Raw genomic sequence first — 18,158 nt, forward strand, 5'->3', positions numbered from 1 at the left:
TCACTCACTTCTCAGGCTTTTGACCGGGTCAAGTAATGCTGCTTTGATGGCCTGGTAACTGACCGTCAGTAAGGTGATGATCAGCGCCCCTGCACCTGAGCCTGCAAATACCCGCCAGGATACGGTCGTGTGGTATTGATATTTCAGAAGCCAGCCGCTCATCAGGTACGATGCGATCGGAATAGCGATGAAACAGGAGATAATGACCAATACGACAAAATCTTTGGATAGCATTTGCCACAGATTGGATACCGAAGCGCCCATCACTTTTCTGATACCAATCTCTTTCGTACGCTGCTCGGCTACAAAGGATGCCAGCCCAAACAAACCGAGGCATGAGATAAAAATAGCCAGGACGGCGAAAATGCCTGATAATTCGCCAATCCGCTCCTCCTGACTGAATTTTCTGGCATACTCTTCATCCACAAATTTGTAGTCGAATAAAGCGGACGGTACGATCCTTTTCAACACGGCTTCCATTTTCGACAATGCGGTACCGGCACTTACATCCGGCTTGATCCGGACGGTCAGCTGGTTTGTGTTGGAATAATTAGGGTCCAGGTAGAAGAGCGTTTGTTTGATCGGTTCATAGGGCGACTGCATGACGACATCTTTGATCACCCCAATAATCCGCCATGATTCAGAGCCATCGTCCGAAGTGATATATTCACCGATCGGCTCTTTCAGCTTCATATATTTGGCGGCAGTTTCATTAATGATGACGCCCGCGGAATCGGTCGAAAACGTTCTTGAAAAATCACGACCGGAAAGAAATTGCCAGCCTACCGTTTTACCGTAGTCATGAGTGACATTCACGATGGCAAAATCTGAATGTTGACCCGGATCATGCCCTTTCCAGGTAAATCCTCCGCTGTTACTCCAAACCGCTGTGATCGGAGTCGAGGATACCGCCACGTTGGTTATGGCGCCGGTATTGAGTAACTCCTGCCTGATGAACTCCTGCTTACCATTGTAATTGGGGTCGTTCATAGGGATATAGACAAGCCCCTCCCTGTTATACCCGACAGGCCGGTTCCGGGCGTATTGAATTTGCTGATAAACAATGATGGTACCGATAATCAGGACTACTGAAACGGTAAACTGCATTACCACTAACACTTTGCGCGGCAGCAGTGCAAAACGGCTTGAACGCACGACGCCTTTCAACACTTTAACGGGCTGAAAAGAGGACAGATAAAAAGCAGGATAAAGGCCCGCAATAAAGGAGGTTAATACAATGAATGCGATGCTGCCAGCCCAGAAAACAGGATTGCCAAATGGCAAAGCAATATCCTTATCGGTTAACTCATTAAACCAGTTTTGTGTCAGGAAAAGCAGCAACAGGGAAAATAAAAAAGACAGCATCACCATCATCAGTGATTCGCTCAGGAATTGCACAACCAGCTGCCGTTTGCCTGAGCCGATTGCCTTTCGCACACCCACTTCTTTGGCACGTTTTTCGGACCTGGCCGTGCTGAGGTTGATGAAATTGATGCACGCCAGCAGGAGTACAAAAACGCCGACTATGCCAAACAACCAGACAAACGTGATGCGCCCCCCTGCCGGCTTTCCGTTTTCAAATTCGGAGTATAGGTGCCAGGTGTTCATGGGGACTACTTGTACAAAGGGCTTGTACCTATCGACTTCTTTCAAAAAATCTTTAGGCAAATTTTTGTAGTATAAATCTCTGATGCCTGCATTGGCTGTTTCCATGGAAATATGGGGCTGCAGCTGCACGTAAATATTGAACGACCTGTTGTTCCATTCATTTTCGCTCCCCTTTATCCAGGCATTTGAGGCAGCCCACAATGCCCATGGTGAGAAAAACTGGACTTCGCCGAAACGGTTATTACGGGGAATGTCTTCGTACACCCCCGTCACTTTCACGTCAATGCGGTTATCAATTTTTAAGATTTTATCCGTGGGATCATCTTCGCCGAAGATGGCCTTGGCCGTAGATGCCGAGAGTATAATAGAATGCTGTTCATTGAGGCTTTGATACGACCCCTTCAGCATTTTCAAGGACAGCATTTCAGGGGCACCTGCTTCAATAAACTCTCCGGTTCTGCTCAGTTTTTTATCCGCAAATGAAATAGTGTAATTACCCACCCACCAGGCCATCAGCACCTGCTTGAAATACTGGCTGTAATTATTCTTAAGAACAGCGCCCATTGGATACTGAAGGGAGACCGAACCCGAGGCTTCCGAAGCTCCGGGATTGGTACCGCCAGCCCAGACCTGCCCAATTTCGTCGTAGTTCTTATGGTATGTATCAAATGACAGCTCATCGTAAATCCACAGGCCAATAAACATGGCAACTGTCAGTCCGATGGCAAGGCCGGAGACGTTAATAAAAGAGTATCCCTTTTGCTTGGCAAATGTTCTGAACGCGATTTTGAAATAGTTACTGATCATATCATGGCTTGATAAAGAGGCTTCGGGATACTTTTCTGATCTTTTCGATTTGGCCAACGGCCTCAACAACTTAATTACATTAAGAACATATCGCCTGTTTGCTTTCCGTCGGCCTTGTGTCTCCACCCAGTGAGCGTATATTTCGAGCAGATCGCCCTGGATTTCCTCCGCTGCATCGGGATCGGCCCAAAGGCTGAGCAGCTTGCTGGCCCATCGCGGCGGCTGACCTGACATGTGGTTTTTGAAGGCCATATCACCCTCCCATCAGTTGCAATGTATTCGGCGGCAGCGCATTCCACAATTCCTCGCGCACTTGCTTTACCTCGCGCAATGCTTTCCGGCCAAAAGCCGTCACAGAAAAAAACCGCTTGCGCCGACCGCCCCGCTCGGCAGTCGCCCCGCCCATCTGGGAAGAGAGATACCCCTTCTCCTCTAAACGCTGGAGGGTCGTGTGCACGGTGCTGAAACCAACCGTCCGGCCCGTTTTCTGTTCCAGTTCCTGGGTAACCGAAACGCCGTATGCTTCCTCGCCCAATACGGCGACCGTCAGCAAAACAAGTTCTTCAAACTCTCCTAAAAACGTTCGTTTCATAAAGTGATCTATTTCCTACGATAATGCCGATCAAATGCTGTGCCAGCTTGGTAAAAAACCCATTTTTGACTGTTATAGCCACTTTTCGGCTGATATATGAGATAAAAAATGTCCGCTTTCGGACGCTGACCGTACTGAAGCGGACAAGATGTATTTGCGTGGTCCCGGGGTAAACGTGTTAGCTTATACGTTTCGCAACCTATTCACTCCGCAAACTTTTCACCGGATTAACCAGCGCTGCCCTGATACTCTGAAAACTGACCGTCGCAAGCGCTATCCCCACTGCGAGGAACCCCGCCAGCACAAATACCCACCATTCAATATTGATCTTGTAGGCGAAGTCTTCCAGCCAGGTATGCATGCCATACCACGCCAGGGGGGAAGCAATCAAAATCGCGAGCGCCACTAGTTTCACAAAATCTTTGGACAGTAGCGAAACAATGCTGATCACCGAGGCGCCCAATACTTTGCGCACCCCGATTTCCTTGGTGCGCTGAAGGGTCGTAAATGCGGCAAGTCCAAACAATCCCAGGCAAGCAATCACGACAGCCAGCCCGGCGAAAATGCCGAATAAGGTACCGATGCGTTGCTCAGCCTCATACATTTTGTTGAACCGCTCGTTCATGAAAGAGTAGGAAAAAGGCGCATCCGTATTGGTTTTCCAGCTTTTTTCCAAGGTTTTGATCATTCCTTGCACATCGTCGTTGCGGATCCGCAACGCCGTCTGATAACCGTCTCCTCCATTCATCATGACAAGCGGCGCAATCTGGTTATGAAAAGATTCAAAGTGAAAATTCCTGGTCACACCCACCACGGTGTAAGTCTTTGCGCTGCCCTGTCTGCCGTTACCGACAGTTTTGACCCCTTGACCAATCGGGTTTTTCCAGCCAAACTGTTTCACCGCTGCTTCATTCACCAAAACTGCCGCGCTATCAGTCCCAAACGATTGGGAAAAATTACGGCCTGCCGCCAGTTTAATGCCCAGAGTGTTCAGATAATGCTCATCAATCTGATAAGTATTGAAACGATAAGGAGTAGTATTGCTTCCCGAGCTTTCCGGAATATATCCGTCGGTACCGTTGTTGGAACTGCCCGCCGGTAGATAACCCGCCAGGGTGACGTCTACCACTTGCGATAATTTGGATATTTCGTCTCGGAACGTTTTGGCTTTATCCCCCAGCAGATAAGTATCATGCAGGATAAGCACCTGTTCTTTATCAAAACCCAGTTTTTTATTTTGGATAAACTGCAATTGCTGGTATACGACGATGGTTCCAATGATCATCCCTATCGACACCACAAACTGAATGGTTACCAACGAGTTGCGCAGCCATCCATTGCGTATGCCCAGCTGTACCTTGCCTTTCAGAACAGCCACCGGTTTGAACGAAGAAAGAACAAATGCCGGGTAACTTCCTGCCAGCACACCCACTACCAAACAACCCGCAATGGCATACAATACCATTTTAGGGTTAAGTATATATTGCAATCCGAACGTCTTACCCGCCAGTTGATTGAACCAGGGCAATACCAGGATGACCAATGCAAATGCGGCCAGCAAAGCCAAAAAAGTCAGCAAAATGGATTCGGTCAGAAATTGGCGGACCAGCTGCTGCCGGACGGACCCCATTGCTTTGCGGATACCTACCTCCTTTGCTCTACCAGCAGACCCGGCTGTCGACAAATTCATAAAATTGATACATGCAATCAGCAAAATGAAAGCTGCGATCACAGAGAAAATATATACGTATTTAATGTTGCCATTGGGTTCCAGCTCTGCTTCCAGGTCCGAGTGCAGGTGGATATCGGCTATTGGCTGTAAGCGAAAACCAAAGCTGTCGCCTTTTTTGAGATAATCGTCATAGCTCATACCCAGGAATTCCTGCACTTCCGGGCCGATATATTTGCGCACAATCTCGTTGCTTTTTGCATTCAGCTTTTCGGCTTCGACATTTTTTTTCAAAAGCAAATAAGTATGTGCACCACTGGCCAACCATTTATCCCCCAGACTGGTCGACTTCAAGGAGACCAGGAAATCATAATGTAAATGAGAATTAGAGGGAACATCTCCGCAAACGCCGGTTACCCTGTAAAGCTTGTCGCCCAATTTCAAACTCTGTCCAATCGGGTCCTTTGTTCCAAAGTATTTTTGAGCAATGCGCTGTGTGATGACCAATGTATTGGGCTCATCGAGCGCTGTTTTTGAATTACCTTTCACAAAAGGAACAGAAAAAACATGGCAGAAATTGGAATCCGCAAAAACCACCCGTTCCTCCTTAAATTGCTTCTGATTATATTTTACCAAAAAAGTCCCCTGTTTGTTAACCCTCGTAAAGGCTTCTACATCGGGATAGTCACGAAACAAGGCCGGGCCAGCCGGCGCCGGCGCGGCAGCAATATGAATGGCCTTCCCGCCAATACTTCCAAAAAAGGTCAGGCGAAAGATCCGGTCCGACTTTTCGTTGTACTTGTCATAACTCAGTTCGTGCTGGACAAAAAGCATGATCAGCATGCAGGTAGCAAGACCGATGGCGAGACCTAAAATGTTAATCATGGCGAATGCCTTTTTATTGGCAAGGCTACGCAACGCGATTTTAAAGTAGTTTCTGAGCATGTTTTCCGACTTTTGATTAACGGCAGTTGGTCAGGTTTTTAGTCACAACAAATTTGCAAAAGGCATCTATATGGCTGATTTTAAATCACTTAACTAGTTCATAAAAAGTTAGCTGTGCGAAATCGGACAACCAACTTCGCTTGTTATTGGCGATTCGGGAAGATGGTTTATTAGGGATCAAAAAAGTACATGATGTTTTCATATACCACAGTACCATCCACCAAAATGGCGTAAGCGCGATCATAACCCCTTTGCCCATAGCTCTTGTTATTCGTTCCGCAACGACCTGACCGGGTTCATCAATGCGGCTTTAATGGCCTGGAAGCTGACGGTCAGCAGGACAATCAGTAAAGCTGCCGAAACTGTGATGATAAAGATGCCCGGGCCTACATGGATCCGGTAATCAAAATCCTTCAGCCACTCGTCCATCGCGTACCAGCCTACAGGCGCTGCGATCAGGAATGAGATAATGACCAGCTTTACAAAATCACTGGTGAGCAGGCCAATAATGCCCGCTACCGAAGCACCGAGCACTTTTCTGACGCCGATTTCTTTGGTCCGCTGCTGCGCCGTGTACGCGGCAAGCCCGAATAACCCCAGGCAGGAAATGAAAATGGCCAGGCCGGTAAAGACACCGGTTAAGGTGCCCGTCAGTTGTTCCTGGGCAAATCTGGTCTTGTAATTTTCGTCCGCAAACGAATATTCGAACGGGTAGCCCGGATTGTATTTCTTGAAAACGGCCTCTGCCAATTTCAGGTTTCGCGCGGTCGTATTCTGGGGGTTCAACCGCATGCTCAGCCATTGGTGCGGAAGCATACCTCCAGGCCCGCTGATGAGAACAGGCTTAACCGGCGCATAAGGCGATTCATAAATAAAATCTTTCACGACTCCTACGACGTGCCAGTCGCGCTTCTGATAGTTGATGGTGGTACCAACCGGGTTTTTCAGGCGCATGGCCTTAACTGCAGTTTCATTCAGGACTACTGCCAAAGAATCCGTGGGGAACTTTGCCAGGTCTATTTCCCTGCCTTCCAACAATTTCACGCCGGTGGTTTTTACGAAGTTCTGATCGGCACCAAAGAGGTCGAATTCCACATTCTTATCCGCTTCCACGCTTCCGGGAAAGGAAACACCCCATTGGCGTGAATTTAAGCTCATAGCGGGACCCAGCGATTTAGTGGCGGAAACCACAGCTCCGTTCGCAAGCAATTCATCGCGGACTGCGGCGTAATGCTTCTCCAAATCCCCGGCCAATACCGTGATCAGGAGGTTATTTTTGTCGTAACCGCTCTCACGATTTTGCCCGAAGTCGATTTGTTGTTTGATCACCAGCGTGGATATGATAAGAATGATTGCAAACGTGAATTGCAACACAACCAAACCTTTCCGGGGTGAAAACGCGGTATTTGCATGATTATAAATACCCTTGATCACTCTGGCAGGCTGGAAGCCTGACAGGAAAAATGCGGGATAACTTCCTGCCAGCAATCCGGTAAAAAGCACAAACCCGATGACCGAGATCCAGAAATAGCCGGAATGGAGATCAGGATGCAATTGCAGTCCGACCAGATTATTAAAAGCCGGGATCACGGCGAGAATAAGCAACCCCGCAACGATAGCCGCGATGAACGCCAGCATCACCGACTCGCTGATAAACTGCAGCACAAGCGAACCTTTCGGCGCACCGGCCACTTTGCGGATACCTACTTCTTTGGCGCGTTTTTCGCTGCGGGCAGTGCTCAGGTTTACAAAGTTCACGCAGGCAATGATCAGAATAAATGCGGCGATCAATCCAAATAGTCTGACGGTAACAATCCGGCCGTCGACCAGTTGCCCCTTTTCTATTTTGGAATACAAATGCCACTTTTCGGCGGGAAACAGGAATATTTCCCGGTTAGCCACATTGTCTATGGCACCTTTGAGGTGATTGGCTGTTACCTTTTTGATTTTCTGATTGACGGCGGCCTCGCTGGCACCTTTTTTCAGGGTAACAAAGGTATAATAGTTGTTATTATTCCATTCTAGGGTTGCCCAGCCCAGCTGTTTAAAGTAACTCCATGGCAACAGATAATCGCGGTCGGCAAACTGGCTGTTCTGAGGAAAGTTCTTCAAAACACCAGAAACCAGGAAGTTATCTTTATGCTCGATCTGGATCGTTTTGCCAATGACGTCGGTAGTGCCAAAGAAACTTTGTGCCAGCTTTTCCGTAATTACGATCCCATTGGTTTCTTTCAGCAATTGAGCCCGGTTTCCCGACAAAAGCGTAAAATCAAACATCCGGAGAAAATCAGGATCGACAAATGCTCCCTGCGCATTCACATTCTTGTTTTTTGCCGAAATAAGTAAGGTAAGGGGCGCTATGCGGGTAGCCGCTTCGATGTCAGGATACGACGCTTTCAGTTCCGGTGCGAGCGGCGGGGGTGTGCTTCCCCAAACCGTGGGCTCGTTATTGAAAACATCCCGGTTATAGATCTGGTACAGCCGGTCCGCATTCGTGTAAAACCGGTCAAATTGTAGTTCGCTCTGGATCCATAAAAAGATCAGCACCGAGGAAGCCATGCCCACTGCGAGGCCGGCGATGTTGATCAAGGCATATCCCTTGGCCCTTACGAGGTTCCGCCAGGAGATTTTCAGATAGTTTTTTAACATGTTTAAATGGGTTAAGGGTTAAAAGGCTAAGGGTGAATGGTTAACTGGTTAAGGGTGAATTGGCAAGGACACTACACAGCGTTGGTAATGTTTTTTGACCTTTTAACCTTTAACCTTTTAACCCTCTAAATCCCCTACTCGCTCTTGAGTGACTCTACCGGATTGACCAGCGCCGCCTTGATACTTTGGAAACTGATGGTAATGAATGCAATGAGGATCGCCAGCGCGCTGGCTGCAATGTAGATCCAGACCGGGATATTGATCCTGTATGTAAAATCCTGTAACCATTTATCCATGAAATACCAGGCGGCGGGCAGGGCGATGACGATGGAGACCAGTATCAGTTTTACAAAATCTTTGGAAATCATGGCTACGATACCGGCCACCGACGCGCCAAGTACCTTCCGGATGCCGATCTCTTTGGTGCGTGTTTGTGCGGTAAATGTGACCAGCCCGAAAAGCCCCATGCAAGCAATAAAAATCGCCACGGCGGTGAAGACGGTAAACATCTTGGACATGCGGATCTGCGTTTTGAATGTTTCGTTGAAAGCGTCGTTCAGGAAGTAATATTCGAAGGGTTTGTCGATCTCATACTTTTTGAAAATCTCCCCAATCGCCTCGACTTTCTCTTTCAAATTGGTCCTCGCATCCAGTCTGGCGTAAATCAACGCACTTGCCCCTCCCATTTTCAGAATGTTGGTGGTATCATTCACGATGAACACACCTACGCCGCGAATGCCCTGTGCAGGAGAATCATAATTAAAGTCCTTAACGATCCCGGCAATTTCGTTATCAACTACCTTTTGCCCGATGGGATTTCCTTTAACGCCCAATTCGCGGACAGCCGTTTCATTGAGCAGCACGTGGTTGCGATTCTTGTAGTTGCCCGCTACCGGAGCCGTTTTCCATTTCAGGCCCAATGTGTTGACAAAATCATTGTCGGTCATCATCGTGACCAATCCAACCTCTTTTTGGCTCGTGAAATTTTTCACAAACCACATATTATATCCTTTAAATAATCCCGAATTGGTGACCGTGACGCTGGTTACCCCCGCCTGGTCGCGGATCTCGTTACGCAGCGGGAAATAATTTTTCTCCAATGATTTGCTGATCGGGATCGCCAATACCTGGTCTTTGTAGAGGCCCAGCTGCTTGTTCTGCATAAAGCTGAGCTGATGTTTTACGACCAGACTGCACACGATCAGCGCGATGGAAACTGTAAACTGAAAAACCATAAATAACTTCCGCAAGGCAGCGCCGCCCCGACCTCCCGAAAACCTTCCTTTTAAAACTTCAAGTGGATTAAAACCGGAAAGTACCAGTGCCGGGTAACTTCCCGCAAGCAATGCAGTGATTGCAAGAAGACCGATCAGAAAAGCTAAAAATCCGGGAGATACCAGGAATGCGGTATCAATGTGCAGATCGAGCAGGTTAAAAAATGGCTGCTTAAATAGCTGTACAAAGACAAAGGACAGAACAAAAGCGATCAAGCACAGCAGTACGGATTCTGTATAAAATTGCTTCATCAACCCCTTCCGTCCCGAGCCTACCACTTTTCGCACTGCTACTTCCTTCGAGCGCAATGTTGCACGGGCGGTGGTCAGGCTCATGTAGTTGAACAATGCCAGAAAAAGGATCAGCACGGCTATTCCGGCGAAGATCAGGATCAGCCCGGTGTTTCCCGAGGTATGGAAATCGTTACCCAAATGTATGCCCTCAAAGGGTTCCAGCTTGTAGGTAGCTTTTGCATCGAATGAATCCGGGTTGGTATTTTGCTTCTTGATCGTCTTTTCAACCGCAGCCACGGATTTTTCGGAATCCAGCAAGAGATATGTTGTAAAAACCCCGGAATTTTCGAAGTTGTTCTTGTTCTGCTCGCTGAGTTTCGGGTAAGTCAGGATTGATGTGATAAAATCAAATTGAAGTGATGAGTTTGACGGCGGATTTTCAGCTATCCCTGCGACCTGCATTGCGTGCGTGCCGTCGTAGAGTAATGTTTTACCGATTGGATTTTCTTTTCCAAAATACTTTTTGGCCATCCGCTCCGAGATGATGAGCGTAAAGGGTTTATCCAGAATGCGCTTTGCCTCCCCTGTTTTTAATTTGAAAGAAAAAACATTGAAAAGCGACGGATCCGTAAACATGAAGTTGTCCTCATAAGCGACCTGGTTGTCCGCAGGATTTTTGATCACCACTTTATGATAAGCCGGCAACACCCGCACAAAATCCTGCACGTGCGAACCCGATGATTTCAATGTCGGCGCCAACTTGGGAGAAAATCCCGTCATCTGCAGATCATTACCATTCATATTGATCTTCGCCAGAATGCGGAATACCTTCTCGTGGTTCTTGTGGAACTTGTCGTAGCTCAGCTCATGCATCACAAACGACAGGATCAGCACCGATACTGCCATCCCCAAAGCCAGGCCGACAATGTTGATTGAGGAGTACGTTTTGTTGATAGCGAGATTACGGAATGCGATTTTTAAATGATGGCGGATCATACTATTCGCTTTTAAGTGATTTCACAGGATTCATTAATGCCGCCTTGATACTCTGGAAGCTGACGGTCACAAATGCGATGACAACCGCCATCACAGCGCCGCTGGCGAACATCCACCAGCTGATGCTGATCTTGTAAGCGAAGTCCTGTAACCATTTGTCCATCAGGTACCAGGCCACCGGGGAAGCAAGCAAGATAGCAATGCATACGAGTACCAGAAAATCTTTGGAAAGCAGCCCGACAATCCCTGCGACCGACGCGCCCAATACCTTTCTGACGCCGATCTCCTTCATACGTTGCTGCGCCATAAAAGTAGCCAGGCCGAACAATCCCAGGCATGCTATAAAAATGGATAACCCGGCAAAAATCTGGTAAAGCAGGCTGATCTGCTTTTCCTGTTTATAAAACTCTTCAATGCTTTCGTCGAAAAACTTGCCCTGGAAAGCCACTTCGGGGAAAACATTGGCATAAGTTTTCTGAATGTAGTCCACGGACTTCGCGATGTTGGTGGTCCGGATTTTGATCCCTCCCTTCCAATAAAACTCGTGCAATGGTGCTATACGGATTGGTTTGCTGGCCTCACGCGCGGAGTTGGCTTTAAAATCCTTCACAACGCCCACGATGGGTTCCCACTTGCCGCCTCCCATTCTAATGTTCATTCCAATCGCCTCCTGCGGGTTTTTGATACCCACTTTTTTCAGCAACGTTTCATTTACGACGCAGGCACCTGTCGAATCGCCTTTTTCATACGCTTTTCCGGCCACGAACTGAAATCCATATGTTTTGAAATAATCTTCATCAGCAAACTTATTGAATACCTGAAAATCCTCGTCCTTCCCCCTGTTGCCGAATGCAAAATTACCCGACCAGTTATCGTCTGAGGAAGGAACATCGGAAGAGAAACTCACCGACTGTATTTCCGGGTTTTGCAATAACTCATTCTTGAACGATTGAAGACGACTGCCAAAAGCGTCATCCAGCGCGACCGTATAAACGCCTTCTTTCGTGAATCCAAGATCCAGGTTCCCTACAAACTTCATTTGGCTGATGGTGACAATGGTACCTACTACCAATATCTGGGAAACACCAAACTGGATCACAATGAGTATCTTCTGCAGCGAAACGCCCCCCAGTGAACGGTTCGCAATCTTACTTTTAATGGCTTCGATCGGCTGAAAACCAGACATTACAATGGCGGGATAGAATCCTGCAACAAAGCTTACCAAAAGGGATAATGCCAGCACAAACAGCCAGATCCCGGGATTATTTACGACCGGAAGTCCGGCCGGCACTTCTGAAATTCGGCCCAGCAAGGGCATGCTCAGTACAGCTATCACCACACCCAATGCAACAGAACCTACCACAATCAAAAATGTTTCGCTCAAAAACTGGCGTATCAGTTCTGCACGGCTGCTTCCCAATACCTTTCTGACCCCAACTTCCCTGGATCGTCTGGCCGACTGGACGGTCGCAAGGTTGATAAAGTTGATACAGGCCATAACGATGATCAGAACACCGATAATTACAAGTGTCCACAGCACATTTCTGCTGATCTGATGGCCCGAGTAGTTATTGATCCGGCTATCGTAATGCTGATCGGACAATGGGCTCAGGAATTGTGTGATTTTGGTATTGTCCTTTCTGTCCCCGTAATGTTTCTTTACAAAACCGACCAGTTGGGCTTCAATCGACTTGGCGGACACCTTTTCCGGCAAAATGACAAATAGCTGATCGTTACTGCTGGTACTACCCCAGCCGTCAAACCCGCCCCAGCCAAATTCCAAAGGCTTCCTGCGTTTCGTTTCATAAGAGATCACGATGTCGACCGGCATATCGGTGTTCAGGGGCGGGTTTTCAAGTATGCCTGCCACCTTCATAACCGTTTTGTTATTGATCTTGACAAACTGACCCATCGCACCCCGCCAGTTACCGAAATACTTTTCCGCCTTTCTTTGGGAAAGCACGATCACGTTAGGTTCTTTCAAAACAGCCTTTGTGCCGCTTAACCAGGCGAAATCGAAAAAATCAAAGAATTCCGGAACCGTCACCAGGCCTTCATTATCCTCTTTAAACTTCTTGTCCGTCAGCTGGCTGTCCGCATTCTTACCTAGCACTGTGACCTGAGGATCAACGGTACCAAAAACTGGGACGATCGTGCCGATCTGCGGAATGTCTACTTTAAGTGCTGCTTCATAAGGCAAAGGATTGCCAGGCGTGTACTCAGTTTGTCCGCTTGCATATTGTGTCTTCCGCGCAATGCGATAGATTCGGTCGTAATTTTTGTGGAATTTATCAAAACTGGATTCGTAGCTGTAAACAACATACAACAGCAGACAGGCGGCCACACCGATCGAAAGACCGAGCATATTCAGGATCGTGTAGTTCCGATAGCGAACAAGCGTCCGCAAGGCGATTTTTAGGTAGGATTTCAACATTGGGACAATTTTTTTATAGTGTCACGTATGGTCATTCACTTCTTAAGGATTTCACAGGATTCACAATCGCCGCCCGGATTGCCTGATAGCTGACGGTCCCTAATGTGATCATGAGCGCACCGATACCCGACGCCGCAAAAATCCACCAGGAAATGTTGGTGCGGTAATCGTATTTCTGCAGCCAGCCATCCAGTAATTGCCAGGCGATCGGCGCGGAAATGACAAATGAAATCGCCACCAGAATTACAAATTCCTTTGAAAGTAAAGTCCAGAGATTCGCCACAGAAGCGCCCAGCACCTTGCGGACACCGATTTCCTTGGTACGCTGCTCGGCGGTGAATGATGCCAGGCCGAATAAACCAAGACAACTGATCAGGATCGCCAGGGTCGCGAAGACAGAAGCCAGTTTAGCAATTCGTTCTTCGTCGGCGAATTTTAATGCATATTCCTGGTCGGTAAATTTATAATCGAAAGGACTTCCCGGATTGAGTTCGCGGAATACTTTTGCCACTTTCTTCAAGGATTCACTGGCTGACTTGCCGCCATTCAATTTGATATTGATCACATTGGCCCAGTTGTAGTCAACCATGTACACCGTTTGGTAAACCGGCGTAAATGGCGAATCCATGAGCATATCCTTGATCACCCCCACCACCGTGAAAGGCGTGTCGTTCCATTTAACAGTATGCCCTACAATATCCGAGGCATTTTTAAAACCCATATATTTCATAGCCGCCTCATTCAGCACCATGCCCGAAGAATCCGTAGAAAACGCTCTTGAAAAATCACGGCCTCCGATAAACTCCCAGCCGACGGTTTTCCCATAATCATGCGTCACAGCAATCGTCCCAAACTGTGCACGGAAATTCGGATCCTTTCCGTCCCAGCTAAAACCACCATTTCTTGAGTTCAGGCTGGTGGCAGGAGCCGATGACGTCGACATTTCAGTCACCGCGCCAGTTTCCAGCAGCGCGTTTCTTAATGCATTGTATTGACTGCGGAGTTCGGGCGTATTGATTTCAACGGTGATCAGCCCCTGGCGGTCGTAGCCAACCGGCCGGTCTTTGGCATACTGGATTTGTTTGTAAACAACAGTAGTACCAATAATCAATGTAATCGAAACGGTGAATTGCAGCACGACGAGCACTCTTCTGGGTACTGCTGCAAAACGTCCCGCATGAAAAGTGCCTTTCAAAACCTTCACCGGCTGGAACGACGACAGGTACAAAGCCGGGTAACTTCCTGAAATGATTCCGGTAACAAGGCAAAACAACAAGCCTGAAAGCCAGAACACAGGAGAATCGAAGGGAAACGCGATTTTCTTGTCGGCGATGTCATTAAAGAGCGGCAAAAACAGGGCCACGAGCAAAATTGAAAGTACAAATGCCAGAAAAACCACCAGCAAAGACTCGCTGAAAAACTGGCGGACGAGCTGTCCGCGCATGGAGCCGATCGCCTTGCGGATACCTACCTCTTTGGCGCGTTTTTCGGAGCGCGCTGTGCTCAGGTTCATAAAATTGATGGAAGCAAGCAGGAGCACGAAAAGACCGATCGCGCCGAAAAGCCAGACGTATTTAATCCGCGATTCGATTTGGCCGTGGCTGTCCCAGGTACCATTCAAATGCCATTGCCGCATGGGCATCAGATAAATTTGAGGGTTATAAAATTTGGCATCCGGCAAATGGTCCAGTTTGAGGTTGGCAATTTTTTTGGATACGGTATTAAAATCCGAATTCGGATTGATCTGCACCAGCAGCTGCCAGGAATTGTTGCCCCACTCTTTGTTATCCCGGGCCGATCTGACCCAGTCCTGCGTAGCGACATATAAATCCCAGGGCGCGATAAATGTCAGGTCACGGAACTCCGTATTGTATGGCAGGTCCTCGTAAACGCCTGTCACTTTCAGGTTATGCTGGTTATCCAATCTGATGACCTTATCCATCGGATTTTCTGCACCGAACAATGCTTTTGATACGGATTCGGAAAGCATAATCGAGTACGGGTCCTTCAATGCGTCACGCGTGCCCGCAAGCATTTTCAATGTGAACATGTGTGGCGCTACAGCGCTCAGGAAATTCCCGTTTTTGGTAAACTTGTTGTTTTTATATGCCAGAATATGCTCGTCTGTCCAGGAGGATTGTACAACATATTTAAAATCGGCCTGATAATGATCGCGCAACTCCTCCCCGAGGGGATAGGAGGTATATTGACCGCCGACGCTGCGCCCCTCAACCACATCCTTTTCCACTACTTTGGCAATGCGATCGTAATTTTCATGGTAGCGGTCAAACGCAAATTCATCCTGGACCCAAAGCCCGATCATGATTGCCACAGCCAGCCCTGCCGCCAGCCCGGTAATGTTGATAGCAGAATACCCTTTGCTTTTCAGCAGGTTACGGAAGGCGATTTTCAGATAGTTTTTAAACATGGCTACTCGCTTCTTAACGATTTAACAGGATTGGTTAATGCCGTTTTCAGGCTTTGGACACATATGGTGAGCAATGTCAACCCAAGCAATAGCGCGGGCGGTATCAGGAATATGGATACGCCAAGCCCCATGTGGAATGCATAGCTTTCGAGCCAGGCATTGGCAGTGAAGTATATAACAGGAATTGCAATCACGGAAGCAATGCAAACCAGTTTTACAAAGTCTTTGGATATCAATACCAGTAAGCCGCTCACAGATGCACCCAATACCTTGCGGATCCCAATTTCTTTGGTCCTTAATTTAATTACAAAGCTGGATAGCCCGAGCAAACCCATGCAGGCAACAATGATAGCGAGTACCGAAAACAACCCGAATACATTCCCCAGCCGGCTGTCGGCCTGGTACTGGCGGTTGAAATATTCATCCAGGAAGAAATATTCAAACGGGTTTCCGGGAAATGCTTTTTTATAGAGGTTTTCAAGCTGGGCAATGCTTTTGGACGCATCGGCTCCTTTTACATTAACCGAAATAAATTTCCAGTCCGTGCGGTTGGGATAATAGAACAGGATCGGGTCAAACTTTTCCTTTAGCGATCGCTGGTGGAAGTTTTTCACTACCCCGACGATCTTGCAGCTCAGGTCGAAACGGCCTAATGTGAACCTGATATTCTTATCAACCGCCTCCTCCGGCGAACTGTAACCCAACCCTTTCACGACTTCCTCATTGACCATGACGTTCGTGACACTTGCTGAGTCCATTTTGGAATGGTCCGTCTCCCTGAAATTCTGCCCGGCGGCCATTTCGATCTTATAGGTGGGAATGAAATGTTCGTCCACCTCCATCAGGTAAGTGGTGAAGTTATGCTGCTTGTCCTGGTTAGCCCTGCGCACACTATTGCGGTAGCGGATCATGTTGCCCGGGATGTCGGAAGTGGCCGTAGCATTGGAAACCGAAGATTCCTGTAATATTTCGGATTTAAAGTAATCGTATTTCTGAAAAATGGTCGTGTCTGCAACCACCGGCGCCTTCACGATCAGTACCTGGTCCTTTTTATAACCCAGGTTCCCGTTTCGCATGTAGTTGAACTGCTTGAAAACCACGAATGTGGCGGCGATCAGGATAATCGAAAGGGTAAACTGGAAAGAGACCAACACCCTTCTCAAAGAAATACCCGACCTCGACTGGACGATCAGGCCTTTCAGCACTTTGGCAGGAAGAAAAGAAGATAATACAAATGCCGGATAGGCTCCCACCAGCAAAGCGCCGGCACAGAAAACGCCTAAAACCACCAGCCAGAAATAGCTTTCACTTCCGAGTCCGGTCGAAAAGAAACCGGCGCTGATCTCCTTCCCGATGAACTGGTTAAACAGCGGCGCGAGTGCGACAATGACACCAGCCGCAACAACCAATGCGATCATGTTAATGATCACGGATTCGAGGAGGAACTGGGCGACCAATTGATTTTTAATGGCCCCCACCGCCTTACGGAGACCTACCTCCTTGGCCCGCTCCATCGATTTGGCGGTCGACAGGTTGATGTAGTTGATCCAGGCAATGAAAAGGATAAATGCGCCGATGATCGCCAGGAAATAGATTTCTTTCTGACTTCCATTGGCCTCCGCCTCTTTCAGCAAATTGGAATTGAGATGAATATCGGTAATGGGCTGCAATTCGAAGTGCGACCGGAAGTTGAGTTCCCTCATTTTCGCACCCAGGTATTTCTCAATGAAAGCCGGAAATTTCGCTTCGAGTTTCCTGACATCCGTACCGGGTGCCAGTACCACATAATTATAGAATTCAGGCCAGGTCCACTCATTGAAGCCCCACTCATGGCCTACCGTTTCAAAAGAGATCAGCATATCGAATTTGATATGTGAATTTTCGGGTATATCCTTAAAAACAGCAGTCACTTTCAGAGGGAGATTTCCATTCAGTTTGAGGATCTTGCCGACTGCGTCCTGCTTGCCGAAGTACCTTTTTGCGGTGGATGCAGAGATTGCAATGGATCTTTCGGCCGACAAACAACTTTTTCTGTCGCCGGAAATCAACGGATAAGAGAATACTTTGAAAAATGAAGCGTCTGCGATAAAGATATTTCCCTCATTAAAGGTTTTGGGTTCCGCTTTGCCCTCGCTGTAAGACATGGTGGTAGCATTCATAAACAGCGATACACCTACAAGCCGCGTGTAATCCACTACTTCGGGGAAATCCTTTTTCATGTTCGGCCCCACTGCCGGGTGGTTGGCCGCGGTGGTGGGCACATTGGCCATGCTGCCCGAATATGAAATGGGAACACGGTAAATATTCGCTGCATTGGTATTAAACCGGTCGTAGCTTTTTTCAAAATAAACATATTGAAAAACAAAAAAACACGCAGCCATTCCCAGTGCAAGGCCAAAGATATTGATAGCCGAAAAAGCCTTATTTCTCCAAAGGTTCCGGCGGGCGATTTTGAAATAGTTTTTGAACATAGAAAAAGGGTAAATGGGTTAAGGGTTAACCGGTTAAAAGGTTGAGGGCAG

At 47.8% G+C, this 18,158-nt stretch carries 8 protein-coding genes; all 8 read right to left on the minus strand.

All coding sequences use genetic code 11. From position 1 onward, the window contains the following. Complete coding sequence (locus AC1XUF_RS23245; RefSeq protein WP_483344243.1) at positions 1 to 2,649, minus strand: ABC transporter permease; 2,649 nt, start codon at positions 2,647 to 2,649, stop codon at positions 1 to 3. Positions 2,650 to 2,668: 19 nt separating this feature from the next. Further along, a complete protein-coding gene (locus AC1XUF_RS23250) occupies positions 2,669 to 3,007 on the minus strand; it encodes a PadR family transcriptional regulator (protein WP_483344244.1) in 339 nt (112 codons plus the stop codon). Positions 3,008 to 3,206: 199 nt separating this feature from the next. Continuing rightward, the gene (locus tag AC1XUF_RS23255; protein ID WP_483344245.1) at positions 3,207 to 5,621 is read right to left on the minus strand and encodes an ABC transporter permease; all 2,415 of its coding nucleotides are present in this window, start codon (positions 5,619 to 5,621) and stop codon (positions 3,207 to 3,209) included. A 267-nt stretch (positions 5,622 to 5,888) separates the two neighbouring features. Continuing rightward, positions 5,889 to 8,270, minus strand: coding sequence for an ABC transporter permease (locus tag AC1XUF_RS23260; protein WP_483344246.1), 2,382 nt, complete (start codon positions 8,268 to 8,270; stop codon positions 5,889 to 5,891). A gap of 134 nt (positions 8,271 to 8,404) precedes the next feature. Continuing rightward, positions 8,405 to 10,774: an ABC transporter permease gene (locus AC1XUF_RS23265; RefSeq protein ID WP_483344247.1), complete on the minus strand. Its 2,370-nt coding sequence runs from the start codon at positions 10,772 to 10,774 to the stop codon at positions 8,405 to 8,407. A gap of 1 nt (position 10,775) precedes the next feature. Then, positions 10,776 to 13,208, minus strand: a complete 2,433-nt coding sequence (locus AC1XUF_RS23270) for an ABC transporter permease (protein ID WP_483344248.1) — start codon at positions 13,206 to 13,208, stop codon at positions 10,776 to 10,778. A gap of 31 nt (positions 13,209 to 13,239) precedes the next feature. Next, positions 13,240 to 15,636 carry an ABC transporter permease gene (locus AC1XUF_RS23275; RefSeq protein WP_483344249.1) on the minus strand — a complete coding sequence of 799 codons (2,397 nt, stop codon included), beginning with the start codon at positions 15,634 to 15,636 and terminating at the stop codon, positions 13,240 to 13,242. A 2-nt stretch (positions 15,637 to 15,638) separates the two neighbouring features. Further along, positions 15,639 to 18,107: an ABC transporter permease gene (locus AC1XUF_RS23280; RefSeq protein WP_483344250.1), complete on the minus strand. Its 2,469-nt coding sequence runs from the start codon at positions 18,105 to 18,107 to the stop codon at positions 15,639 to 15,641. Positions 18,108 to 18,158 lie beyond the last annotated feature (51 nt).

Source organism: Dyadobacter sp. HNCC25DJ185 (genome assembly GCF_056895195.1).